The sequence below is a fragment of the Spirochaetota bacterium genome (assembly GCA_035477215.1).
Taxonomy (GTDB): domain Bacteria; phylum Spirochaetota; class UBA4802; order UBA4802; family UBA5368; genus MVZN01.
In genome coordinates this window covers 1-23,712 of sequence record DATIKU010000022.1, presented here as the reverse complement: position 1 = coordinate 23,712, position 23,712 = coordinate 1, and the positions used below count along the sequence as shown (strand labels likewise).

The 23,712-nt window shown below is 57.7% G+C and carries 23 protein-coding genes; 14 read left to right on the top strand and 9 right to left on the bottom strand.

Annotated elements, in window-relative coordinates:
• Window positions 1-27: 27 nt before the first annotated feature.
• From ileS to VLM75_05345, 9 genes are all read right to left on the bottom strand, one after another.
• The gene (ileS, locus tag VLM75_05385) at window positions 28-2,790 is read right to left on the bottom strand and encodes an isoleucine--tRNA ligase (GenBank protein HSV96353.1); all 2,763 of its coding nucleotides are present in this window, start codon (window positions 2,788-2,790) and stop codon (window positions 28-30) included.
• 251 nt (window positions 2,791-3,041) lie between these two features.
• Window positions 3,042-3,194 carry a thioredoxin domain-containing protein gene (locus VLM75_05380; GenBank protein HSV96352.1) on the bottom strand — a complete coding sequence of 51 codons (153 nt, stop codon included), beginning with the start codon at window positions 3,192-3,194 and terminating at the stop codon, window positions 3,042-3,044.
• Window positions 3,181-3,357, bottom strand: coding sequence for a thioredoxin domain-containing protein (locus VLM75_05375; GenBank protein HSV96351.1), 177 nt, complete (start codon window positions 3,355-3,357; stop codon window positions 3,181-3,183). Before VLM75_05375 ends, VLM75_05380 begins: the two co-directional genes overlap by 14 nt.
• Window positions 3,358-3,509: 152 nt before the next feature.
• On the bottom strand, window positions 3,510-3,977 hold the full coding sequence (locus tag VLM75_05370) for an arsenate reductase ArsC (GenBank protein ID HSV96350.1): 468 nt from the start codon (window positions 3,975-3,977) through the stop codon (window positions 3,510-3,512).
• 54 nt (window positions 3,978-4,031) lie between these two features.
• A complete protein-coding gene (gene arsB / locus VLM75_05365; GenBank protein ID HSV96349.1) occupies window positions 4,032-5,081 on the bottom strand; it encodes an ACR3 family arsenite efflux transporter in 1,050 nt (349 codons plus the stop codon).
• Entirely contained in the window at window positions 5,078-5,200 is a 123-nt protein-coding gene (locus VLM75_05360; protein ID HSV96348.1) for a thioredoxin family protein, read from the bottom strand. The genes arsB and VLM75_05360 overlap by 4 nt, the downstream gene beginning before the upstream one ends.
• A complete protein-coding gene (locus tag VLM75_05355; GenBank protein HSV96347.1) occupies window positions 5,197-6,477 on the bottom strand; it encodes a vitamin K epoxide reductase family protein in 1,281 nt (426 codons plus the stop codon). Before VLM75_05355 ends, VLM75_05360 begins: the two co-directional genes overlap by 4 nt.
• 402 nt (window positions 6,478-6,879) lie before the next feature.
• On the bottom strand, window positions 6,880-7,251 hold the full coding sequence (locus VLM75_05350; GenBank protein ID HSV96346.1) for a metalloregulator ArsR/SmtB family transcription factor: 372 nt from the start codon (window positions 7,249-7,251) through the stop codon (window positions 6,880-6,882).
• Between the two features lie 238 nt (window positions 7,252-7,489).
• Window positions 7,490-8,500 (bottom strand): ATP-grasp domain-containing protein, encoded by a 1,011-nt coding sequence (locus VLM75_05345; GenBank protein ID HSV96345.1) that lies wholly within the window; start codon window positions 8,498-8,500, stop codon window positions 7,490-7,492.
• A 234-nt stretch (window positions 8,501-8,734) separates the two neighbouring features.
• Here VLM75_05345 and VLM75_05340 point away from each other — a divergent pair, with 234 nt between their 5' ends.
• The 14 genes from VLM75_05340 to VLM75_05275 all read left to right on the top strand — a co-directional run bounded on the left by VLM75_05340 (window position 8,735) and on the right by VLM75_05275 (window position 23,592).
• The gene (locus tag VLM75_05340; GenBank protein HSV96344.1) at window positions 8,735-11,077 is read left to right on the top strand and encodes a glucosamine-6-phosphate deaminase; all 2,343 of its coding nucleotides are present in this window, start codon (window positions 8,735-8,737) and stop codon (window positions 11,075-11,077) included.
• A 6-nt stretch (window positions 11,078-11,083) separates the two neighbouring features.
• Entirely contained in the window at window positions 11,084-12,427 is a 1,344-nt protein-coding gene (locus tag VLM75_05335) for a Gfo/Idh/MocA family oxidoreductase (GenBank protein HSV96343.1), read from the top strand.
• A 363-nt stretch (window positions 12,428-12,790) separates the two neighbouring features.
• On the top strand, window positions 12,791-14,383 hold the full coding sequence (locus VLM75_05330) for a class I adenylate-forming enzyme family protein (GenBank protein ID HSV96342.1): 1,593 nt from the start codon (window positions 12,791-12,793) through the stop codon (window positions 14,381-14,383).
• 66 nt (window positions 14,384-14,449) lie between these two features.
• On the top strand, window positions 14,450-15,325 hold the full coding sequence (locus VLM75_05325) for a MaoC family dehydratase N-terminal domain-containing protein (protein ID HSV96341.1): 876 nt from the start codon (window positions 14,450-14,452) through the stop codon (window positions 15,323-15,325).
• A 72-nt stretch (window positions 15,326-15,397) separates the two neighbouring features.
• Window positions 15,398-16,033, top strand: coding sequence for a TetR/AcrR family transcriptional regulator (locus tag VLM75_05320; GenBank protein HSV96340.1), 636 nt, complete (start codon window positions 15,398-15,400; stop codon window positions 16,031-16,033).
• 23 nt (window positions 16,034-16,056) lie between these two features.
• Window positions 16,057-16,290 carry a hypothetical protein gene (locus VLM75_05315; GenBank protein ID HSV96339.1) on the top strand — a complete coding sequence of 78 codons (234 nt, stop codon included), beginning with the start codon at window positions 16,057-16,059 and terminating at the stop codon, window positions 16,288-16,290.
• 160 nt (window positions 16,291-16,450) lie between these two features.
• A complete protein-coding gene (hisI, locus tag VLM75_05310) occupies window positions 16,451-16,834 on the top strand; it encodes a phosphoribosyl-AMP cyclohydrolase (protein HSV96338.1) in 384 nt (127 codons plus the stop codon).
• Window positions 16,831-17,730: an ATP phosphoribosyltransferase gene (gene hisG / locus VLM75_05305; GenBank protein HSV96337.1), complete on the top strand. Its 900-nt coding sequence runs from the start codon at window positions 16,831-16,833 to the stop codon at window positions 17,728-17,730. The genes hisI and hisG overlap by 4 nt, the downstream gene beginning before the upstream one ends.
• Window positions 17,731-17,809: 79 nt before the next feature.
• Window positions 17,810-18,553: a hypothetical protein gene (locus VLM75_05300; protein ID HSV96336.1), complete on the top strand. Its 744-nt coding sequence runs from the start codon at window positions 17,810-17,812 to the stop codon at window positions 18,551-18,553.
• A gap of 46 nt (window positions 18,554-18,599) precedes the next feature.
• The gene (locus VLM75_05295; GenBank protein ID HSV96335.1) at window positions 18,600-20,228 is read left to right on the top strand and encodes an HD domain-containing phosphohydrolase; all 1,629 of its coding nucleotides are present in this window, start codon (window positions 18,600-18,602) and stop codon (window positions 20,226-20,228) included.
• Between the two features lie 33 nt (window positions 20,229-20,261).
• Entirely contained in the window at window positions 20,262-21,143 is an 882-nt protein-coding gene (locus VLM75_05290) for a rhomboid family intramembrane serine protease (GenBank protein HSV96334.1), read from the top strand.
• A gap of 116 nt (window positions 21,144-21,259) precedes the next feature.
• Window positions 21,260-22,609 (top strand): phenylacetate--CoA ligase, encoded by a 1,350-nt coding sequence (locus VLM75_05285; protein ID HSV96333.1) that lies wholly within the window; start codon window positions 21,260-21,262, stop codon window positions 22,607-22,609.
• A gap of 13 nt (window positions 22,610-22,622) precedes the next feature.
• Complete coding sequence (locus VLM75_05280) at window positions 22,623-23,051, top strand: ACT domain-containing protein (protein HSV96332.1); 429 nt, start codon at window positions 22,623-22,625, stop codon at window positions 23,049-23,051.
• A 172-nt stretch (window positions 23,052-23,223) separates the two neighbouring features.
• Window positions 23,224-23,592, top strand: coding sequence for a hypothetical protein (locus tag VLM75_05275; protein HSV96331.1), 369 nt, complete (start codon window positions 23,224-23,226; stop codon window positions 23,590-23,592).
• The last annotated feature ends 120 nt before the right edge of the window (window positions 23,593-23,712 follow it).

Sequence of the window (23,712 nt, the reverse complement as noted above, 5' to 3'; positions counted from 1 at the left end):
ATATCCCCGTTTGTGGTTTCGGCACGATCACTTGATGTTTTGCACTATCTCCGTGCATCGCGGGCAGAGTTCCGGATGTGCCGGATCGGTGCCCGGTTTAAGCGAGTAATTCCAGCAGCGCACGCACTTGCGCCCGGCGCTTTTGGCGACCAGAATGGATGAATTGTCGAAATCCTCCATGCCGGCCTTTTTTCCGGCGCTGACAGCCACCTCCGCCACCTGGAAGAACCGCCGCGCCTCGTCGCCCATCACTGTGATCATCTGCCGAGTTTTTTCGTTGGCGACGAAGATTTCGATATCGGCCTCGAGCGAGGTGCCGATTGTTTTCTCTTTCCGCTTCGTCTCGAGCGATTTCAAAACGTCTTTCTTGATGTCGATGAGCGAATCCATCTTCGCCGCCACCACAGGATTACGAAAGGCCTCATCGAGCCGGTAGTATTCCTTCGCATGGACCGAATCGGTCCTGCCGGAAAAACGCCATACCTCCTCGGCGGTAAAGGAAAGCACCGGGGCCGCCAGGCGTGTGAGGGCCTCCCTGATCTCGTGAAGAGAGGTCTGGTTGGACCGCCGACGGACCGAGTCCCTGGCCTCGACGTAGAGTATGTCCTTTGAAATGTCGAAATAGAGGGACGAAAGCTCCACCGCGCAGAAGTTGAGGATCTTTCGGTAGACCAGGTGAAATTCGAACTTTTCGTAATGCTCGATAACCTGTCGGGAAAGCTCGTACAGCTCGTGCAGTATCCATTTGTCGATGTCGAGAAGATTGGCGTACGGGAGCGCCCGCTCCGGTGAGAAGTCAGAGAGGTTCCCGATGATGAACTTGAAGGTGTTACGGATCTTGCGATAGGAGTCGGCGATCTGATTCATCATGTCGAGGCCTATGCGCAGGTCGTTGCGATAGTCCTCGGAGGATACCCACAGGCGAATGATGTCGGCTCCGAACTTTTCGATGAGCTGCGACGGGGGGATGACGTTCCCCATGGACTTGCTCATGGCCTTCCCCTCCTCGTCGAGAAGGAAGCCGTGGGTGAGCACCGTATCGTAGGGCGCGCGCCCGCGCAGAGCGATTGCGGGCCACATTGAGGACTGGAACCACCCGCGGTGCTGGTCGCTCCCCTCCAGGTACAGATCGGACGGCCAGCGATGGTCCTTCCATGAATCAAGCACGGCGTAATGCGAAACGCCGGAATCGAACCACACGTCGAGGATGTCGTATTCCTTCTCGAATTCATCGCTGCCGCAGCCGCACTTCGTCCCCGACGGCACCAGTTCCTTTATGTCGTGCGTGTACCACGAGTCGATGTTCTTTTCGAGAGAAAGCTTCGAGAAATGATGAATGCTCTCAGCGTTCATGAGATTGGCGTGGCACTTTTTACAATGGAACGAGGGGATGGGAACGCCCCAGGAACGCTGGCGGGAGAGACACCAGTCGGGACGGCTTTCGATCATGCCCCGGAAGCGCGATTCGCCCCAGGACGGGATCCAGTTCGTGTCGCCGGTGGCCTTGAGGGCCGTCTTCCTGAGCTCCCGATGGTCCACCATAAAGAACCACTGCTCGGCGGCGCGGAAGATGAGCGGCTGTTTGCATCGCCAGCAGTGCGGGTATGAGTGCTCTATTTCCGAGGTATGAATGAATACGCCTTTTTTCTCAAGAAGCTCGATCACCTTCGGGTTCGCGTCGAACACGTTGATGCCCTGCATCTCGGGGAATTCCGCGGTGAATTTCCCCTCGTCGTCGACCGGGCAGTAGACGTCGAGCCCGCTTTCCATGCCGAGCACGTAGTCATCCATCCCGTGACCGGGGGCGATGTGCACGATTCCCGTACCCTGGTCGAGCGTCACGAACCCGGCAAAGAGCACCTTCGATTCGCGGTCGATGAAGGGATGAAGCACTTTCAGTTTTTTAATCTGGTCCTTCGTTACGGGGACGGCGTCTCCCTTTTCGATGCCGGCAATATGCTCCAGCGATTCGATAAGGCCGTCGGCCACGATGTAATACTCGTCACCCGAGCGGCAGGCCGAGTAGGGGAAGTCGGGATGAAAACAGACGCCGAGGTTCGCCGGAAGCGTCCAGGGCGTGGTGGTCCAGATCAAGACGGAGAGGTTGTCTCTGTCGATTCCGGGGATGTCGACCGACGATGGATCGACCGGGAATTTCACGAAGATGGAAGGGGAGGAGTGGTCGTGATATTCGACCTCGGCCTCGGCGAGTGCCGTAACGCAGGTGGGACACCAGTAGATTGGCTTCTTGCCCCGCGTGATGAACCCTCCTTCAAAGAGGTCGCCGAATATTTCGAGTATCTTCGCTTCGTATTCCGCCGACATGGTAAGGTACGGGTGCTCATAGTCGCCGAACACGCCGAGCCGCTTGAATTCTTCCATCTGGATTTTAACGTATTTGGCCGCATACTCGCGGCATCTCTTGCGGATATCGTGCTTGGGCATTATGGCGGCCTTCTCGCCGAGCTCTCGCGTCACCTGCAGCTCGATTGGAAGCCCGTGGCAGTCCCAGCCGGGCACGTAGGGGGACTTGAAACCCATCATGGTCTTGTGTTTTACGATAATGTCTTTGAGTATCTTGTTGAGCGCGTGGCCCAGGTGAATGTTGCCGTTGGCGTATGGAGGGCCGTCGTGCAGTATATACAGGGGCTTACCCTCGCGCGCGGCGAGCAATGTGGAGTAAATGTTTTCCTTCGACCACTGTGCGAGCATTTCGGGCTCGCGCCTGGGCAGGTTCGCCCTCATCGGGAAATCGGTGGTCGGAAGATTGACGGTTTTTGAATAATCCATGGCGTCCTCGCAGCTTATGTGAATCCGGGTCTGTAGTGTATCATACGTCCTGGGGGGTACAGTCCCGAGGCGGTCCAGTGTATCATCAAGCGTAACGCGCTTTTCGTGTCGATCAAAGGATAACTCACGCGATTTATGAAAAGTTTGTCAATAGTATTTTTACAGAGAGGGGGCGTGCCCGGCAGGGCGTAAAAAAAGGCATGATCAGCAATCCGGCCGTATAAGCGTCATGTTCCATGGCGGCAAAGGCCTTACTGCAGTTTGCGCGTCAACAGCTCCGCCGGCTGAACACCCGCCATCCTGTCGACCTCTTTTCCGTCCCTGAAGAGGATGAGAGCGGGAATCGAGTTGATCCCGAACTGTTGGGCGGTGGCCAAGTTCTCGTCGGTATTAAGCTTTACAATCCGGGAGCCTCCGTTTGGCTCTTTGGCGATTCCTTCGAGTATCGGGGGTCTGCATGCGGCAGAGGCCGCAGTGCGGGGCCCAGAAATCGACGAGCACCGTACCGTTGGCGCCGAGCGCTTCGGTGGTAAAATTTCCGTCGGCAACTTCTATCGATGTGGACATATCAGTTCCTCTCAATTGATCTCTATCGAAATGAAAAAATGAATACTCCGGTTTCTCCTTGGGTGGACCGTCATATCGCTTATGGTTTTACTAAAGCGGCAAATGATAAAATCGCGAATTCACCCGTAATCATCGGTATTCATGCACTTGTTTCAGTCTTTGATTAAAAGTCCGCCGGCGCCTTCCCCTTCGAGCGATTCGGGGAGGGTCGCGATGAAGTCGCGGATATCGTCGCGCACCCGGCGGTAATGGGCGAGCGCCTCCTCCTCGCTCGGGGCATCCAGCGCGAGCTGGGGCGGGTCTTCGAATCCCCGGTGGACGATTTTCGCCTTTCCCGGGAAGAACGGACAGTTTTCCCGCGCGTGGCCGCAGACGGTCACGACGTAATCGAAGGGGATGTGCATGACGCTGTCGACATTCTTAGAGGCGTAAGCCGAGATATCGACGCCCGTCTCGGCCATCACCGCGACCGCCCGCGGATCCAGCCCCTTGGACGCGGTCCCCGCCGACCAGGCTTCGACGCGGTCGGCCTTCAGCTTTTTCGCCCAGCCTTCGGCCATCTGGCTGCGGCATGAGTTTCCGGTGCAGAGGAAGAGTATTTTCAGTTTGTCGGATTTCATGTTTTCATTTTCTCACGATTTATTATGCCTGGTAATCATCCCCCCGAATTTTCATTACACGCCATCGAAGAAACGCCGCTTGAAGAACAGCGCCACGTTCACCAGAGATATGAGCACCGGCACCTCGACCAGCGGCCCGATGACGGCGGCGAATGCGACGCCGGAGTGGATACCGAAAACGGCGACCGCCACCGCGATTGCGAGCTCGAAGTTGTTGCTGGCCGCGGTGAAGGAGAGCGTTGCGGCGATCGGGTACGTGGCGCCTATCTTTTTGCTCATGAAAAAACTGACCATGAACATCACCACGAAGTAAATGAGTAGCGGAATCGTGATGCGCACCACGTCCATCGGGATCTTGACGATATACTCGCCCTTCAGGCTGAACATTACCACGATCGTGAAGAGAAGCGCGATGAGCGTGACGGGGCTTATCTTCGGTATGAATTTACGCTCGTACCAGTCCCTGGACTTTATCTTCAAAAAAGTGAAGCGCGTGATGATTCCCGCGATGAACGGAATGCCGAGATAGATGAATACGCTCTCGGCGATCTGGCCGATGGTGATGTCCACGATACTTCCCTGCAGGCCGAAGTACGGCGGCAGTACGGTGATAAAGAACCATGCGTACACGCTGAAAAAGAGCACCTGGAATATGCTGTTAAAGGCGACAAGCCCCGCCGCGTACTCGGTGTCCCCCCGCGCCAGGTCGTTCCAGACGATTACCATGGCGATACAGCGGGCCAGGCCGATTATAATAAGACCAACCATGTACTCGGGATAACCGGACAGGAAGGCTATCGCGAGAAAGAACATGAGGAACGGACCGATGAGCCAGTTCTGTACGAGCGAGAGAAGGAGCACCCGATAGTTTTTAAATACGTCCCCCAGTTCCTCGTATTTGACCTTGGCGAGGGGAGGATACATCATGAGGATTAGCCCGACAGCGATCGGGATATTTGTGGTCCCGACCTGAAAGCGGTTCCAGAATCCGGCGGTTTCAGGGATGAAATACCCCAGGCCGATCCCGGCGGCCATTGCCGCGAAGATCCAGAGCGTCAGATAGCGGTCCAGGAAAGAGAGTTTGTTAAGGAGCATGTCTTTCATGCCTTCCTCGGCACCTTGGTGATCTTCGCGTCGATGCCAAGCTTCGACGCCGCCTTGCGGGTAAATTCCTCGAGCTTGATGCACCTGAGACAGCCGGTGCTGAGTATTTCAAGCCTCATTGCGACCTCCCTTGCGATCGAGTCGTAATATATTCAATAAGAGCGCGCAGCGTCCGTGCATCGAGATCGGCGGTATCGAGCATACGATTATTGACAAAAAGGGTCGGGGTGCCGTCCACCATCAGTCGCTCTCCCTGTGCACGGTCGTCCCTTACGCGATCAAATGCTTCCGTGGAGCCCATGCACGATTCGAAAGCGCTCATGTCGAGCCCCTCGCGCATGGCATGGCGACGAAGGGATATGATATCGTGTTCGACGCCGGCCTCACTGTCGAGGTAGAGTGCGGCTGATAGCTCATCGTATTTTCCCTGCCGGGCGGAACAGAGGGCGGCGCGGGCGGCCAGGCATGAGCTGACTTCCTTCCGGTGGTCCATCGCATCGCGGCACTGCTCTCCGAGAGGAAAGTTCTTGTAGTACACCACGAGTTCCCCCGGCCTTTCTTCCATTATCCTTTTGAGGCTTTTATTCATGCGGGCACAGCTCGAACAGTTGAAATCGCTGAAGACGACGATACGTACCGGCGAGCCGGGGGCGCCGTCGAAGAGCGCGCCCTCGAGGTCGATTCGGGATTCGAGTACGGCCTCGTACCGCGCGATGAGGCGGGATACCCTCTCATCACCGCCGAAGCGCGACATGGATTCGGCGAGGCTCTCCCGTGCCAGAATACCGATCCCGGTGCCCATGACCACGAGCGTTAGAACAACCAGACCGTGAGGGATGAAGCGGGTCCTGACGAAGGATGAGAGCGATCGGAGAGCGCCGGCAAGACTCTCCCGCGGCTTCCCCCGCCGGAAATGCCGCAGTGCGAAGAGCGAGACAGCGAGGATGAACACCGTGGCCGCGTAGCTTGCGGTGCAGAGGGGACACAGGGCGTTGATGAAAAACACCGAAACAAAGAGAAGAAGCAGGTCGGCGAAGAGTGCCAGGATGGAGAGGGCCGCGACAAGCCGCAGGGGGTCCGCGCGGTCTGGCGTATTTGGCCGCATAATGGAAGCGTAGAGAAATGCGGCATATCCATAGTACACAAACCCGAAAAGCGCGGTGGGTATGTCACCCAAAAGCGGAATCCCCCGAATGGCCGCAAGCGAACTTTTCGCGACGGTGCGGCAGGCGTTTACGCCGCTTCCCGTCCTGCAGATGGCGTCGGTGAGGCCTATGGATACGTCGAAGTATTCCAGAATTAACACGGCGCTGATGAGCGCCCCGGCGAGCGATGCGAGCAGCCCGACCACGGCCAGAATCGTGAATTTTATTTTCGTTCTCTCGACGTTAATCATGGCGTCTCCCGGCCGGTCCTCCCTTCAATTATGGTAAATGTAAATCGGAATTGTACCGTTTTGCCCTGTCAGCGGCCATTCGACTTTGATCGTACGGTAGTGGCCTTTATTATAAGCCCGACCGCCGGCCTGTCCAGGAAATTTTAGCGCACGATCACCGAACGCATGTATTCCTTCTGTTTTTCCCTGACGGAATTATGCCGATATCGGGTTTCACCTCGATCTTTCCCTCGCTGTCGGCCCCGGGTCTTTCACGATCGATTACTGGCGCACGAAAACACCGATTCCGCAGGCGATAAAGAACGCGGGCGCCAGGCAGAGGAGCAAATGCTCCCGCGCGTACCATTCAACATTCATTTACAGCTCTCCTTATCAGGTTGGATTCGTACAATGGCCCTGTAGTTATTCAGGAAGAAGGGGGCGTTTTTCCCGCTGTTTGCAGCATCTGAGTATTTCCGTCTGCTGTGCCGCGTTGAATTCCATGACCTTCTCGACACAGCCGAGGAAGCCCAGAATACAGGGCGTTTTAAGAAAGTAATAGATGTTCGTGCCCGCTTTTCGGTCCCCGACCAGTCCGGCATTTTTAAGAACCGACAGGTGTTTCGAGACCGTGGACATGTCGGCACCTATCATCTCGGTGAGCTCATTGACGCATCTTTCGTTTTTTTCAAGCTCCTCGACGATGAAAAGACGCGTTGGATGGGCCATCGCCTTGATTATCTTAGTCCTGGCTTCATACAGAGCCAAACGCTCCTCGGAGCGTGTTCCGTCCATTTTTTTCATGCTTGGCAATATAGCCAAATAGCCAATAATCAGCAAGATTTTTTACGTTTTTTAAGATTAAGAGAACCTCTATAATCAGTTTTTTGAAGTTCCACCGTGGGTGCAACTGCTGGTGATATCAGGACTTACGATTATTTTAATAATGAATGTCCTGATTTTTCGAGGTACCCATTAATTATTCGGCTAAAGGCACGGAAGGTAGATGACTCGATGGCCCGACAATCTTAACTCAACCGAGGACCGGATGGCGGCTGGCGGCGAGCCGGACGAGATGGCTTCCGAGCTCCCCGTACGACAGGCCGATATGCTCCGCGGCGCAGGCCATGCTGGCGTCGGAGCTGATGTCGGGGTTCGGATTGATGTCGAGTATGTAGAATATGCCGTCCCGGAGACGAATGTCCAAACGCGCATAATCGCGGCAATTGAAGGCACGGAAGCATTCGGTACAGGTCTGTTCGAGTTCGCCATATTCCCCGTCGGAGAGGGAGGCGGGAATATAGCTTGTTATGGCTTCATAGTGTTTCGATCCGGGAATAAACTTGGCGTCATACGTGCACAACCGGTCGTGGATGTCCGGGCACCGGGAGAAATCCATTTCAACCGGCGGGAGCATGAGCAGTGAGCCGTTTCCAACGAGAGAAACATGGAACTCGCGCCCATCGATGAAGTCCTCTACGAGGGCGGGCTGGTTGAAGGTGCGGATGATATTCCCGATTTGCCGTTCCAGCTCCTTACGGTTGAGTACGACCGATTCGGAGCTGATGCCCAGGCTGCAATGTTCGTTGGCCGGTTTGACGATTGCGGGAAAACAGTTCCAGCCCGGAGCCGACGGTGTATTATAAACGCCCCAGAGAGGAGTGGGAAGACCGCGCGCATCGAGGGTCTGCTTTACGTATTGCTTGTCCTCGCAGTTGCCGATTATCTCCGGAGGGGAGCCGGTGTAGACCATGTTGCGCTTTTCGAGGGCGTGCGCTACGATGGCTTCGCTGTGCGGTACGCCGGGGATATCTTCGCACAGGTTCATGACGATCCAGTCGTTGGGTTTGTAACCGGCAAGGTTACGATGAAGGGTGTTGCCGTTGATCTCGAGAAGAGAGACGGGATGGCCCAGCTCCTCGAGCGAAGAGCTCATCCGCTGTATTTCCGCCGTCTGGCCGTCCTTGTGGTGTTTTTCCCAACCGGTATCAAGGTTGTAGATCATGAGAACCGGCAGCTCCGCGGCATCCCTTTGTGAAGGCATCGTCCTCCCGACGCTTTTGCATAAACCCCGTCGTATTCATGACGGTGAGAGCGTCATTTTCTATGAGACATAATATTTCCTTGTATCGCGATACCTTTCCCATGTCAAGGCTAATTGGATGTTAAACCATTATTTAATCATATTTTTTTTATTGTGCGCCGGGGAGTGCGCGAGGGATAAATATTTCTTGCACATTCGCGTTCCATGTTTTATCGTCGGGGCCGGAGGCAGCGCGTGAACGCACCGGAATCGAGAGTGGAGTCGCTCGCGCTTCAGAGCGGCGGCATTGAGCTTTTGTACCCGCCGCGCGAGAAGACGGGGGTAGTCGTGGTCGAGAGTTTTCCGGCGCTGGGGAGGCTCGCGGCGCTGCGCTTTCTTGAGTGGGTCCAGCGCAATCCTGGCGGCGTGATAGCTCTTCCGACGGGGAAAACACCCGAGTATTTCATCAAGTGGACGAAGCGTTTTCTCGCGGGCTGGAACGAGGCTGCGACGACGCGCGAGCTCGAGGCCGGCGGCGTCGATCCATCCATCGTCCCGGACATGAGAAGCCTTCATCTTGTTCAGATCGACGAGTTCTATCCGATAGAGCCGGGCCATCACAACAGCTTCTACCACTATGTAAACAATTACTATATCGACGGTTTCGGTCTCGATCCCGGAAAGGCGCTGTTAATCGATTGCTCGCGCATCGGCCTTCCCGCCGGGCTCGCTCTCGAGAAGGTCTGGCCGGAGTCTACGGTGGACCTGTCGCTTCGCCTGAGGCACGCGAAGGGCCCCGTTGAGCATTTACAGAAAGACGTACTACTGCGGATCGACCAGTGGTGCCATGACTACGAGGAGCGCATTCGCGACATGGGGGGTATCGGTTTTTTTATGGGAGGGATCGGTCCGGACGGCCACATCGCCTTCAATATGAGCGGCTCGGACCATCATTCGACCACCCGCCTCACCGAGACCAATTACGAGACCCAGGCGGCCTCCGCGACCGACCTGGGCGGTATCGAGGTGGCGAAGAAGCGACTTGTCATCACCATAGGGCTTGCGACCATCACCGCCAACCGCGGCTGCGTCGCCGTTATCATGGCTGCGGGCGAGGCCCGGGCCGGCGTGGTGCGCGACGCGGTCGAGGCCGGGACCGGGCTTCTCCATCCAGCCACGGCGCTTCGCGTTCTGCCCGCGGCGCGGCTGTACGTCACCGCAGGGGCGGCCGTGCGTCTGGAAGAGCGAAGTTTCAGGCTTTTCGCCGCGAATGAGTCGCCCGCTCCCGCCGACGTGGAGCGGGCGGTGATCGACCTCTCCCTGCGGCTCGGAAAGCCGATCGTCGACCTAAACGGTTCCGATTTCGACGGCGATCGTTTCTGCGCGCTTCTGCCGTCGAAAACCGGCACGGAACCCCGGGACATCGCGGTCTCCGTTGCCGACCGCCTGCGAAAAAAGATCGACGACGGCGCACGAAGCGTCTCGGGCAGGCGCTTTCTCCATACCGCTCCACACCACGACGACATCATCCTGGGCTATCTTCCCTATGCCGTGCGCCATATCCGCGACGCCTCGAACCACCACACCTTTGCGTATATGACCTCGGGCTTCACCGCCGTCACCAACCGGCACGCGCTCGCGCAGGTGCGCATCCTCTGCCGTTTTCTGTTGGAGGGGCGCTTCGATACGCTTATACGCGAGGGCTATTTCAGTCCCGGCAATGTCTACGGCCGTCGCCGCGATGTGTGGCAGTACCTGGACGGCGTGGCGGAAGAGCAGCGGGAGACGCGCGACGAGGGGGTGGCGCGGAGGATGCTTCGAAACCTCATGGAGATATTCGAGGACGGGGACATCGAGAACCTGCGCCACCGGATTAACGAACTGGTGAACTACTTCGAGACGCAGTACCCGGGCAAGAAGGACCTGCCCTACATACAGAAGTTCAAGGGCATGATCAGGGAGTGGGAATCGGACTGCAAGTGGGGCTATTTCGGCTTCGACAGCGGGTCGATCCGTCACCTGCGACTCGGCTTTTACCAGGGCGAGCTCTTTTCCGAGGAGCCGCTCGAGGAACGGGACGCGCTTCCGGTGCTCCGGGTTTTACAGGAGGTACGGCCGGACGTGGTGACCGTGGCCTTCGATCCGGAGGCGAGCGGCCCCGATACGCACTACAAGGTGCTGCAGGCGGTCGCCGCGGCGCTCCGGCTTTACGAAAAGGAGAGCGGCCGGAGCAATATCGAGGTAATCGGTTATAGAAATGTCTGGTATCGCTTTCACCCGTCGGAGGCCGACGTCTTCGTTCCGGTCTCGCTCAACATGTTTGCCGTACTAAAGAGCGCCTTCGAGAACGCCTTCGTCTCCCAGGCTGATGCGTCGTTTCCCAGTCACGAGCACGAGGGCACCTTTGCGCAGCTCGCCCAGCGCATCCAGGTGGAGCAGTACCGCGTGCTCAAGACCTGCCTGGGAAGGAGTTGCTTCCACGAGCATCCGAGCCCCCTGCTTCGCGCCACGCGGGGCTTCGTCTTTATAAAGCGCATGTCGCTTCCCGAGTTCTATGCCTCGGCGCGCGCGATCCGGCGATCGGCCGAGGCGAAGTAGCCCGGGATGAAACCGGCAACGGCCATCCTCATAGGATCGGGCGACCGTGGCGTGATCTACGCGGCGTACGCGCTTCGCCATCCGGACAGGTTGCGCATTGTGGCGCTTGCCGAACCGGTTACGGAACGCAGGCGCCGCGCGGCCCGGCTTCACGGAATACCGGATTCGAACGTGTTTGTGTCGTGGGAGGAACTTCTGGACCGGCCGCTCATGGCCGACGGCGCGATCATAGCGACCCAGGACGCCATGCATACCGCACCCGCGGTAGGCGCCCTCGCCCGCGGCTATCACGTGCTCCTCGAAAAACCCATGGCGCTTACGGAGGAAGAGTGCCTGGCCATTGTCGGCGCGGCGGAGGCGTCGGGACGCGGTCTCTGCGTATGCCACGTGCTGCGCTACACGGCCCTCTTTCGCGCTGTGAAGGACATCCTCGACTCGGGGACGATCGGGCGCGTCCATACAATGTATCACGCCGAGAACGTGGCATATTACCACATGGCCCATTCATACGTGCGCGGCAACTGGCGCCGCAACGACGAATCCTCCCCCATGATCCTGGCAAAGTGCTCGCACGATCTCGATCTGCTGTACTGGTTCGCCGGCAGCCCGCCGCGATCGATCGCTTCGGCCGGCGGACTGGATCATTTCACCGCCGCAAGCGCCCCCCCGGGTGCGCCCGGGCGCTGCACGGACGGTTGTCCGGCGGCACCGGCCTGCCCCTACGAGGCGGTCGCGACCTACCTGTACGGCGTACCGCTCAAAAAAGCGCTCGCGATGATGAATGCGGGTGCGCTCTCGCTGGCGGCCAAGATTCTGCTCGGCGCGCCGGGGCTTTCGCGTTTCATCCCCGGCCTGCGCGCCTATGCGCGGTGGAGGGAGTGGCCGACATCGACCATAACCGACGACCTCTCGGGGACGGGCGTGATGCGGGCGCTCCGCGAGGGACCGTACGGGCGCTGCGTGTACCGGTGCGACAACGACCAGGTGGACCACCAGGAAACGGTGATCGGATTCGAAAACGGAGCCACCGCGGTTTTACGAATGCACGGATTCTCGGCGATTGAGGGGCGCACGCTCCGTATCGACGGAAGCGCGGGCACTCTGCGCGCGCGCTTCGGTGCGGGCGGAGATCTCGAGGTCGCCCTTCACGGTTATTCTCGTGTGAAGCGCTACCCGGTCAGAACGGACCTTCTGGGGCATTCCGAGGGCGACGAAGGGATTATGGATAATTATGTATCGGTCCTCGCCGGCGGAAGCAGCCTCACCTCGGCGCGCGAATCGCTCCAGAGCCATCTCATGGCCTTCGCCGCGGACCGGGCGAGGGTGGAAGGGCGGGTGGTACGATTGTAAAGCCCCGTATTTATCCACGAACGAATCATCTGCTAATCGTATATTCCAGCAATCAGGCTTGTTCCTCGCCGGTATTTTGCGGACCGGTCCCCGCGGTGTTTCGTAACATTGTTACAATTATTGAGAATTTTCGTAACATTGTTTTCTTGTTGACATGTCGTCGATATTGTCATATATGGTTTTCGTGCCGTGAATAAATCCGGTTTGCTCCGTTATCGCGTTCCCCCGTTCGCTCGGGGAGTGGAATGGATGTACTGGTTGAAGACCGGGATGTTCATGGTGTAACAGCCGGAATGGCGCCTTCCACGAGCTCCCCCATAGCCGGTCCGGCGCGATACACATTCAACAGACAAGGAGGATCGCATGAACTGGAAGAAGCTGAATCTGACCTGGCATTACGTCGAAAAATGGGCCGCCGAAACGCCGGGCGCCGAGGCACTGGTTTTCGAGGAGACGCGGCTTTCCTGGAGCGATTTCAAGAAAAACATGGACCTCGCCGCGAAGGCATTCATCGAGGCGGGTGTGAAAAAGGGCGACCGCGTGGCCCTGCTCGCCATGGCGCGCACGGAATTTCTGGTAACCTATATGGCCGCCAGCAAAATCGGGGCCATGTGGCTGGGGCTCAATCCCAAGTTCACGCTGGACGAGCTGCGCTACCAGGTGAACGATTCGAAACCGACCGTACTGGTGGCGGTGCGCGATTTCATGGGGAACGATCTCTCGGAAACAATCCGCGCTCTTGCGAATGAATGCCCATCAATCAAAAAACTGCTGGTAATCGGAGAACCCGTGGAGGGATCGGAATCTTATGCCGGGTACGTCGAAAAGCCCCGGAAAGACCTTGACGCGGAGCTCGAGAAACGCTCCGCCGCCGTCGAAGAGCACGACAGCGCCCTGCTCATGTACACTTCCGGATCGACAGGGAAGCCCAAGGGCGTGGTGCACACGCATTACAGCATCATCGAGAACATCAAGGTTGAAATCAAAAAATTCTATTTCCGCCAGGGCGGAAGGGCCCTTCTGCATTTTCCCATCAACCATGTCGCCGCCGACGTCGAGATCGGTTTCGCCGCCATCATGGTCGGCGGTTGCATCGTCTGCATGGACCGATTCGATCCGGTGGCGTCTCTTGCGATGCTGGAAAAGGAAAAGCTTAACGTCCTCGGCCAGGTGCCGGTGATGTTCCTGCTTCAGATGATGCAGCCAGGATTCAAGGACGTGGACTGGTCCAATATCGAGCTCTTCGCGTGGGCTGGATCGGCGGCGCCGAAGGCGATGATCGAGGCGCTCTCGGCGATATGTAAAAAAACGGGCGCGAGCCTCATTACCGGTTACGGAAGCACCGAGGTCTGCGGTTTCGTGACCTACACGGAGAAGGGCGACAACGACGATGTTCTTCTGTCCACGGCCGGCAAGATTGCGCCGCCGTTTGAACTGAAGATTGTAGACAACGAGCGCAGGGAGCTTCCCGACGGCGAGATCGGCGAGATCGCGGTGCGCGGGGCCTTTATGTTCAAGGAGTACTTCAACAACCCGGCGGCGACCGCAGAGGTGCTGGATAAAGAAGGCTGGTATTACACGAGCGACCTCGCGTTCAAGGACAAGCAGGGGTACATCCATATAACCGGAAGGAAATCGGAGATGTTCAAGACCGGCGGGGAAAACGTCTACCCGCGCGAGGTGGAAGAGGTGATCGAGTCGCAGGACGCGGTCCTCTTTGCGGCGGTGATGGGTGTTCCCGACGAGCTTTACCAGGAAGTGGGTTGGGCCTTCGTGATGCCGACGCCGGGCAAGAATGTCACCGAGGAGGAGCTGTTGGTTTACTGCAAGCCAAAGCTGGCGAATTACAAGCTGCCCAAGAAGTACTTCATCCGTCCGCTATTGCCGCTTCTGGCCAACGGCAAGGTGAACAAGCTGGCGCTTCGGGACGAGATCAACGAGATGCTGAAAAAATAAGCGGTATGCGCTTCATGGCGCCCCGCGCCCGAGCGCACGGCGCCATGAAGACATGAGGAAGGATACATGAAGCTCGATTCGTCGTTTGTGGGGACCCCGCTGAAGGAATACAGGGCCACCGTGGACTGGCGCGCCACGATGAATTACGCGGCGGCGATCGACGATGAAAACCCGCTGTATTTCGACGATGAGGGCGGCAAGGCCGTCATTGCGCCGCCCATGTTCGCCGTGGCCCTTACGTGGCCGATTTCGGAGCGGATATGGGAATTCATCGAGGACGAATCTTTTCCCACGGACATCATCAAAACGCAGGTGCACTATACCGAGCACCTCGCCTTTCACCGCCCGGTGCGTCCGGGTGACGAGCTGACCATTAAGGGACGGGTCGCGGCCATCCTGCCGCACCGCGCCGGCACGGTCACCGTGATCCGTTTCGACGCGCTGGACCGCGACGGTCAGCCGGTTTTTACCGAGCACATAGGGGCGATGATGCGCGGCGTGGAGTGCGTGGGTGAGGGCCGCGGGGGGAAGGATATTCCGCTTGTGCCGTCGCCCGGGGACGATGCGCCGGCGCGCTGGGAGCGCGTGATACGAATAGACCGCATGCGCCCATTCGTCTATGACGGCTGCACGAACATCCGTTTCCCCATCCATACCTCGGTGGCCTTCGCGCGGATGGTGGGCCTGCCGGATATAATCCTTCAGGGCACGGCGACGCTCGCCTACGCGGCGCGCGAGCTGGCCGACCGGGAGGCGGGCGGCGATTCCCGAACAATAAAGGAGCTCTCATGCCGGTTCACCGGCATGGTGGTCCCGCCGGGGGATATCCGTGTACGGCTGACGGCCAGGCGCGATCGCGGTGGCGGCGTCGACCTCTTCTTCGAGGTGCATGGCGACGGCGGTCGCGTGCTCTCGAACGGCTATGCGCGTGTCGCCGGTTGAAACATGCGAAAAAGTTCGCACGGGCCGAAAAGAAGGTTGAGTCTTTCGGCGGGGATGCGGATAATTCGCCTCATGAAAAAACCGGTAAAAAAAAAGGCGTCGTCGCACCGGCCCGCGGCGGTCGAAGCTGTATTCCCCGAGAAGCTCAAACAGCGGCTCTACCCGGTAGTGCTCGGGCTTTTCGCCGACAATGACTTCCACCAGGTGAACATCCGTGAAATCTATAAAAAATCCGGCATCAGCCCCAGCACCATTTATCGCTATTTTCCATCCAAGGAAGACCTTCTATTTACCATCCTCGACGAAAAGATCGGCGAGATCGGCGTGCTGGTGCGCGAACACATAAAGGGAATAGAGAGCATGCGGGAGATTTTAAGAAAAATCTTCTGGGTGACCATGGATTACTATGACCGTAATCCCGGGGTGGCCGTCACCGCGTTCATTACCGTGCCCATGCGCGCCTGGATGAAGGAGCGCTCGTACAGGCGCGAGGACGCGTCGGCGATATTGGCCGAGGTGGTGAAACGGGCGCGGGAGCGGGGGGAAATCGACCCGTCGATACGCACCTCGCAGATCCTCGACCAGTACTATATGCACTGCTACCGGCAGATCCACCTGTGGTATTTCAACGGCATGATGACGAAGCTGGTCGATCGTATTCCGGTTTTTTTTGATGTGCTGTGGAAAACGCTCAGCCCGCCGGCGTGAAATTAAACCGTTTGCCGCATGAGGTGTTCCATGAAGAAAAGAAAAAGGGATTCCATGTCCCGCTGATGGCGCGGGGGGACATCGACGGCCTCATCGGTCTTTTCATCGACAATCCCGTCAACCTGCTCCTGATTAACGGCCTCTGCATGTCGCCGCGAATGAGCGCCGGACTCGTCTTCGGGCGCATCCTCCCCGGCACGGCGCTTTCTGTGATTGTGACTCATTTCCACACGCCAGGAAAAACCAGCGGCGTGTAGAAAACGCCGTTTTCGCATTCGGCGGGTGCGCAAAGATAATTTATCTTGAGGAGAAACGTCTCCCACGATAAAATATTCTTGTCAGCGCGTCTGCTTCCGCTATTCATGGCGTGTTCCGGCCGAGGGAGGCCGGAGAGTTTATTTTCCAGGGATGAGCGTAATGATTGAACTGAATTTTGAGAAGAGCGGTGGGCTCATTCCCGCCATCGCGCAGGACTATAAAACCGGCGAGGTCCTCATGATGGCCTTTATCAATCGGGAGTCGTGGGAACTCACGCTTTCGACAGGCATCGTTCATTACTGGAGCCGTTCGCGGAACAAGCTGTGGAAGAAGGGCGAGTCCTCCGGCAACGTGCAGGAGGTGAAGGAGGTCCGTGTGGACTGCGACAACGACTGCGTGCTTTTTAAAATCGACCAGATCGGGGAGGCCGCGTGTCATACCGGATTCAGGAGTTGTTTTTACCGGGTTGTAAGGTGTGATTCCCTGATCGAGGACTGCGTGAAGGTTTTCGACCCAGATAAAGTGTACGGAGACAGGAAATGAGCGATAATATACTGAAGCTCGGCATACCCAAGGGCAGCCTTGAGAACGCGACCATAGAGCTGTTCCAGAAGGCCGGCTGGAGGATATCGGTCTCGTCGCGAAATTATTTTCCCTCAATCGATGACACGGAAATCCACTGCGCCCTCATCCGCGCGCAGGAGATGGCGCGCTACGTCGAGAGCGGCGTGCTGGATGTGGGTCTGACCGGTCTGGACTGGATACTGGAGAACAGGGCCGATGTCGAGGTGATCTCGGACTTCATCTACTCCAAGGTGAGCACGCGAAAAGCTAAATGGGTGCTCGCGGTCCCGGAAAATTCGTCCATTAAAACGATCGAGGACTGCGCCGGGAAGACGATTTCGACCGAGCTCGTGGAGTTCACGAAGGGTTATTTCGCGGAGCGTAAGGTCCCGGTCAAGGTCGAGTTTTCGTGGGGCGCCACCGAGGCCAAGGTGGTGGAGGGGCTTGTGGACGCGATCGTCGAGGTGACGGAGACGGGAAGCACCATTCGGGCGCACGGACTAAAGATCATCCACACGCTCCTCGAGACGAACACCAAGCTCATCGCGAACAGGAAGGTCATGACCGATCCGTGGAAGAGGGACAAGGTAAACCATATCGCCATGCTCCTGCGCGGCGCGCTTAACGCGGAGAACCTGGTGGGGATCAAGATGAACGTCCCCAAGGGCAACATTGACTCGGTCGTGAGGCTCATTCCAAGCATTACCGCGCCGACGGTCGCCGAACTCTACAAGGTCGAGTGGCTTTCCGTGGAGTCGGTCATCGGCGAGGACGTGGTGCGGGAGCTCATACCGCGCCTGATCGAGGCGGGGGCGGACGGTATCATCGAGTATCCGCTCAACAAGGTGGTCGGTAAAAAAGACATCGTTCTTTGATGGTCCGGAACGATCGGTCCCGGGTCTTGAAATTTGTTTGCTCTCCGTCGGTGGACGCGTACACTGCACCAGGGCGGATATGAACAGGGAACGGATACGGTTTTTCCGGGAAACCGCGCGTCAGATCGCCCTCTCGACAGAGCGGCCGGTCTTCTACGTGGAGCGGGCCGCCGAGATGGCGTATGCCGAGCGGCTGGCGGACTCTTCGGAGCGGGTGGCGTTCGCGCGGTCGGCCATAAGGGAGAACGGCGGTGCGATGGGGCACGGTTTCGACCACGCGCACCGGGTCGCTATCGAGGCGGGTGCTATCGTTCGATGCGAAATGCGGCCCGGGCCGGAATGCGACAGGCTCGCGGAGAACGCCCTCATCGCCGGGTACCTCCATGATATCAGGCGGGGAGAGAAACGCCATGCGGAGGCGGGCGCGATTCATGCCGGGATACGCCTGCGAGGTCGCCTGGATCCCGACGATTGTGAGATAATCGTTTTTGCCATCCGCAATCACGAGGCTTTCAGGGAAAAAGAAACGGCGGCCGACGCCGGCGCGGAGCTCGTTTCCGGGGCCCTCTACGACGCCGACAAATTCCGATGGGGTCCGGACAACTTCACCGATACCGTCTGGGACATGGCCGAGGCCATGCGCATCGATCCGCTACTGGTTTTCGAGCACTATGATCAGGGCGTTCTGGGCATCAGAAAAATCCGTGGCACTTTTCGTACGGTTACAGGAAAGCGCTACGGGCCTGACTTCATCGACAGGGGCCTTTTGCTTGGAGAACGGCTGATCTCGCGCCTCAGGGAAAATATGGATATTTTCCCATGATAATGGTACAATACTGATGCCGCCTTCGGGCGGCGGGAAATCGATAATGGAAGACGTTCCAGCGACATCGACAGACCAGCGGCACGCGGGCAACCGTCAGGGGAGCATCCTTATCGTCGACGACGAGCACCTGGTTCGCAAGGTGCTCTCGCGCTACCTCGTCAAGATGGGGTATACGATCGACACGGCCGAGGACGGCAAGGTGGCGATCGCCAAGCTCGAGTCCGAGCCCTGCGATCTGGTGCTCACCGACCTAAAGATGCCGAACCTTGACGGCAGGGAGCTTCTGACGATGATGTCCGAGAAGTTTCCGGACATCCCGAAAATCGTGCTGACGGGCTTCGGCACCAACGACGACATCATCCTCGCGCTCAAGACCGGCGCCTACGATTTCCTCACCAAGCCGATAATGGATTTCGCGATGCTCTACCACGCGATCGAACGGGCGCTCGACCGCAAGCGGCTCAACGACGAAAAAAACCGCTATGTAGAGCAGCTGCGGCAGATAAACGACATCATCACCATGCTCAACCGGGGGAAAAAGACCGAGGAAATCTTCATGATGCTGGACGCATCGCTGCGGAAGATCATCCCCTTTGACCGTCTCTCGCTCCTGATGATCGACGAGGAGACGCGCGAGGTGGTCGCCAAGCTGGTTGAATCGGACAGCGGGGCGAGACCATCGGGCACGATAAGCTTTCCCCTGAGCGATTCATCCCTTGAAGACGTTGCAAGGCGGAAAGAAGTATTGCTCATCAGCGACCTCGGTGAATACCTCCGCCTGCATCCGGAATCGAGGCGCACCAAACTCCTCCTGGAGGAAGGTGTCCGCTCGTCGATGATTGTACCGATCATAATCAACAACGTCACCAGGGGATTCCTCGTGTTCAATTCGGAACGCGCGAACGCCTTCAACAGCGAGCACATCTTCTTCATCAGATCCATATCGGGGCAGATTTCGTTCAGCATCCAGCGGGGCGAGCTCCTCGACCAGCTCGAGCTTCACACGAAAAACCTCGAGCACCTGGTGAAGGTGCGCACCCACGAAATATTGAAAACCCAGAAGACGACTATTTTCGCGCTCAGCAGGCTCGCCGAGGTGCGCGACCCGGAGACCGGCGAGCACCTGGAGCGCATACGAAACTTCAGCGTACTCATCGCGCAGATTTTGAAATACTCCGGCAATGAGCTTGAAATCACCAACCAGTATCTGCGCGACCTGTACGATTCGTCCATTCTCCACGATATAGGCAAGGTCGGCATCCCGGACGACATTCTTCTGAAGCCAGGGCCGCTCTTGCTCGTGGAATACGAGATAATCAAAACCCATGCCACAATCGGCTATACGGCGCTGAAAGAGGCCTCGCGCGACCTGGGGAAGAACTCCTTTCTCAACATGGCCATGGAGGTGACCCTTTACCACCACGAGCGCTATGACGGCGGCGGGTATCCCACCGGGCGGAAGGGGCCGGAGATACCGCTGTCGGCGCGGATCGTCACGATTTCCGATATCTATGACGCACTCACCTCGAAGCGCCCCTACAAGGAGGCTTTCTCCCACGACAAGAGCGTCAGGATCATGAAAGAGGAATCTTCGCGATTCGACCCGCTGCTTTTTAAAATATTTCTTGATAATGAGGGTGAGTTCAGCCGTATTAGAAAGGAATTCAGCTGATAATGCGGCGGGTTTCCTGAAATGCGGCAGACAATGAACGTTCGTATCGGCGGGCCGATAACCCCGGTGGTTAAAAGCCTCCTGATTATCAACGCCGGGGTGTTTCTCTTCCAGCAGTTCGCGGGCATGCTCGCGCCGGGCATGCTCGAGCACCTTTTCGGTCTCAACCACCAGGGACTTGTGCACGATTTCCGGTTCTGGCAGACCGCGACCTACATGTTCCTGCATGGAGGCTGGCTCCATATCCTTTTCAACCTCCTTGGGCTCTGGATGTTCGCCGGCGACATCGAAACGCTGTGGGGGAGCAGGCTCTTTCTGCGCTATTATCTCTTCTGTGGTATCTGCGCGGGATTGTTTATCGCGGCCATGAACTACTTCGTAGTCGTCAAATACGGGGTCAACCCGTTTGCGCCCTATGCCCCCACGACGATCGGGGCATCGGGGGCGATCTATGGCATCCTGCTCGCCTACGGGCTCACTTGGCCCAACCGGGAAGTGTTGCTCTATTTTCTCATCCCGGTAAAGATGAAGTACCTGGTGCTCTTTTTCGGCGTCGTCGAGTTCTTCGGGACCCTCTCCAGCGCGAAGGGAATGGGGGGCAACATAAGCCATATCGGACACCTGGGCGGACTGGTATCGGGACTGGTCTTCATCCTGATTCGGTCGAGGACAGTATCAGGACGGCGCGTAACCGGCTCCTCCGGGGCTACCCTGTGGGCGACTTTAATGAAAAAGCGCCGCCTCCGGAAGAAGCAGAAGGAGATCAACGAGCGCATCGAGGCCAAGCTGATCATCGGTACCCTGCTCGAGAAGATCGCGCGCGGCGGAATGGGCTCGCTCTCCAAGGGCGAGCGGCGGAGGCTCGACTGGGCGCGGCGTCATTATTATCCGGATGATCGTGAAACCATGCACTGAGCATTTTCTTTTTTCTGTTCAATCACATCATTCCATCCCAATTTTTCATTGACAGGCCGGGAAGGACGGGCCACCTTTCGGGGTGACCGGCGCGAACGACCGCAGGAGGGACCTGCGTGTCGCTGTTTATCGCGCCGGTGAAGATATCTAATGCCACACGGGAACGAACAATGTACTGGAACCAGGAAATCGAAACCATCGACCGCACTGGACTGCTGAAAATACAACTGGAGCGTCTGAAAAAAGCGCTCGAGGCGGGTGCGGCGACCCCGTTTTATAAAAAGGCTTTCGCGGAGCACGGCATAGACCCGGCGAAGATCACCACGCTCGACCATCTGAAAGACATCCCTTTCACCACCAAGAACGATTTGCGCGTAAGCTACCCCGACGGCATGATCGCCGTTCCCAAACGCTCGATCGTGCGCATGCACGCCTCGTCCGGCACCACGGGGAAACCCACGGTCATCTTCTACACCATGAAAGATGTCGATGAATGGGCGAACCAGGTTGCCCGCGGAATGGTCGCCACCGGCACAACCCCCGACGATGTCTTTCAGAACATGATGGGCTACGGCCTCTTTACCGGGGGGCTCGGCCTTCACTACGGCGCCGAAAAGCTGGGGTGCTTGGTGATACCGATGTCGACCGGGAACACCCTTAAACAGATCCAGTTCATCCAGGACTTCGGGAGCACGGTGATACACATCACGCCGAGCTACGCGCTGCACCTGGTGGAGGAAATACGCGCCCACGGCGTCAATCCCCCGGACCTCGGCGTAAAGAAGGCATACCTCGGCGCCGAGCCCTATTCGGAGGGGACGCGAGACAAGATACAGGAGCAGTTCGGTGTAAACGCCTACAACAGCTACGGCATGTCGGAGATGAACGGCCCCGGCGTGGCGTTCGAGTGCGTGCATAAAAACGGCATGCACCTGTGGGAGGATTATTACTTCGCCGAGATCATCGATCCGGATACCGGCGAAAACCTGCCCGACGGCGATGAAGGCGAGCTGGTGCTCACGCATCTAAACCGCGAGGCGATGCCCGTCTTCCGCTACCGCACGCGCGACCTCACCAGGTTCATTCCGGAGCCCTGCCCGTGCGGCAGGACGCACCGCCGCATCGGACGGATAAAGGGGAGGACCGACGACATGATGATCGTCAGCGGCGTGAACGTGTTCCCGTCGCAGATTGAAACCGTTCTCATGAACATTCCCGAGGTGGGGAACAATTATCAGATCGTGCTCGAGCGGGAGAACAACCTGGACAGGATGCACATCAGGGTCGAGCTCTACTCGAAGATGTTCCATGGCGACATAAGGCAGCTCGAGCGGCTGAAAAAGAAGATGGGCGAGGCCCTGCGCGCCATCATCACCATCAATCCGAAGATCGAACTTCTGGAGCCGGGCTCGCTGCCGCCGAGCCAGGGTAAGGCCAAACGGGTATTCGACAACAGGTCTCTCTAAAGGAGGAATCCATATGCCGCACCAGGTATCGGTTTTTGCGGAGAACAGGCCGGGTAAGATCGAGCGGATCACCGGCGTTCTGTTAAAGAAGGTCATTGACATTCGGGCGATCACCATCTCCGACTCGGGGGACTACGGTATCGTGAAGCTCCTTGTAGACCGGCCCCAGGAGGCTGTGGACGCGCTCAAGGAGGACGGGATCGCCGCGACACTCCGCGATATCGTGGCGATACGGGTGAAGGACAAGCCGGGCGGCCTCTACGAGGTTGCGTCGATTCTCACTAAAAACGATGTAAACGTGGAAGACGCATATGGCTTCATCATCGAGCGCAAAAAGGACGCCATCTTCGTCTTCCAGGTGCAGGATGTGAGAAGGACCGAAAAGCTGCTCTCGGAGGCGGGATTCACCATCCTTTCAGACAGCGAGCTCTACCTGCTGTAAGCCGCGAAAAAGGCTTTTCTTTTCACCATGCCTTCGATATATTTCCAGTGATTCGTTTGTATTCGACCGAGGAGGTAACCGGCGTGGCGGCTTTTCCCGACCCCCGGGAATAGTCCGGGGATGATGAATGTCACCGATCATGCATATCCGCGCCATCCATGGAGGATGAATATTGAAGAAAACGCTTGTCGTCCTTACCGTACTGGCCATGTTTTCGGGCTGCGGTCCGCGAAAAGCGAACGGCCCGGGAAGCATTCTCATTAAAAATTATTTTATTGACGATACAAGCTATGTGATCGTCTGCAAGGGCTATCCGCGCGAGGGGCTTGAGGGAGTCCAGGCCATGGAGACCGCCAAGGAGGCGGCGCTGATAAACGCGCAGATGATCGCCAGGGACATATTTACCGATTCGGTGGACGTGGTGCGGCAGGGAACGGCCGACCGGTACGATACCGGTGACGGCTACGCCGTGGTGACCTATATTATCAAGGGGCCCGATCTTAAGCGGAGCCTCAGGCCGGAACGGCCGCCGGTGGAGTGAAGCTGCAAAAACATAATGAGAGTAATAGAGACTGGTAATGAAATCATTTAGATCAATGGCTTTGCCGCTCTGCATGACGCTGCTTGTGACGGTGTCGTGCAGAGAGGAGCTTTTCGAGCT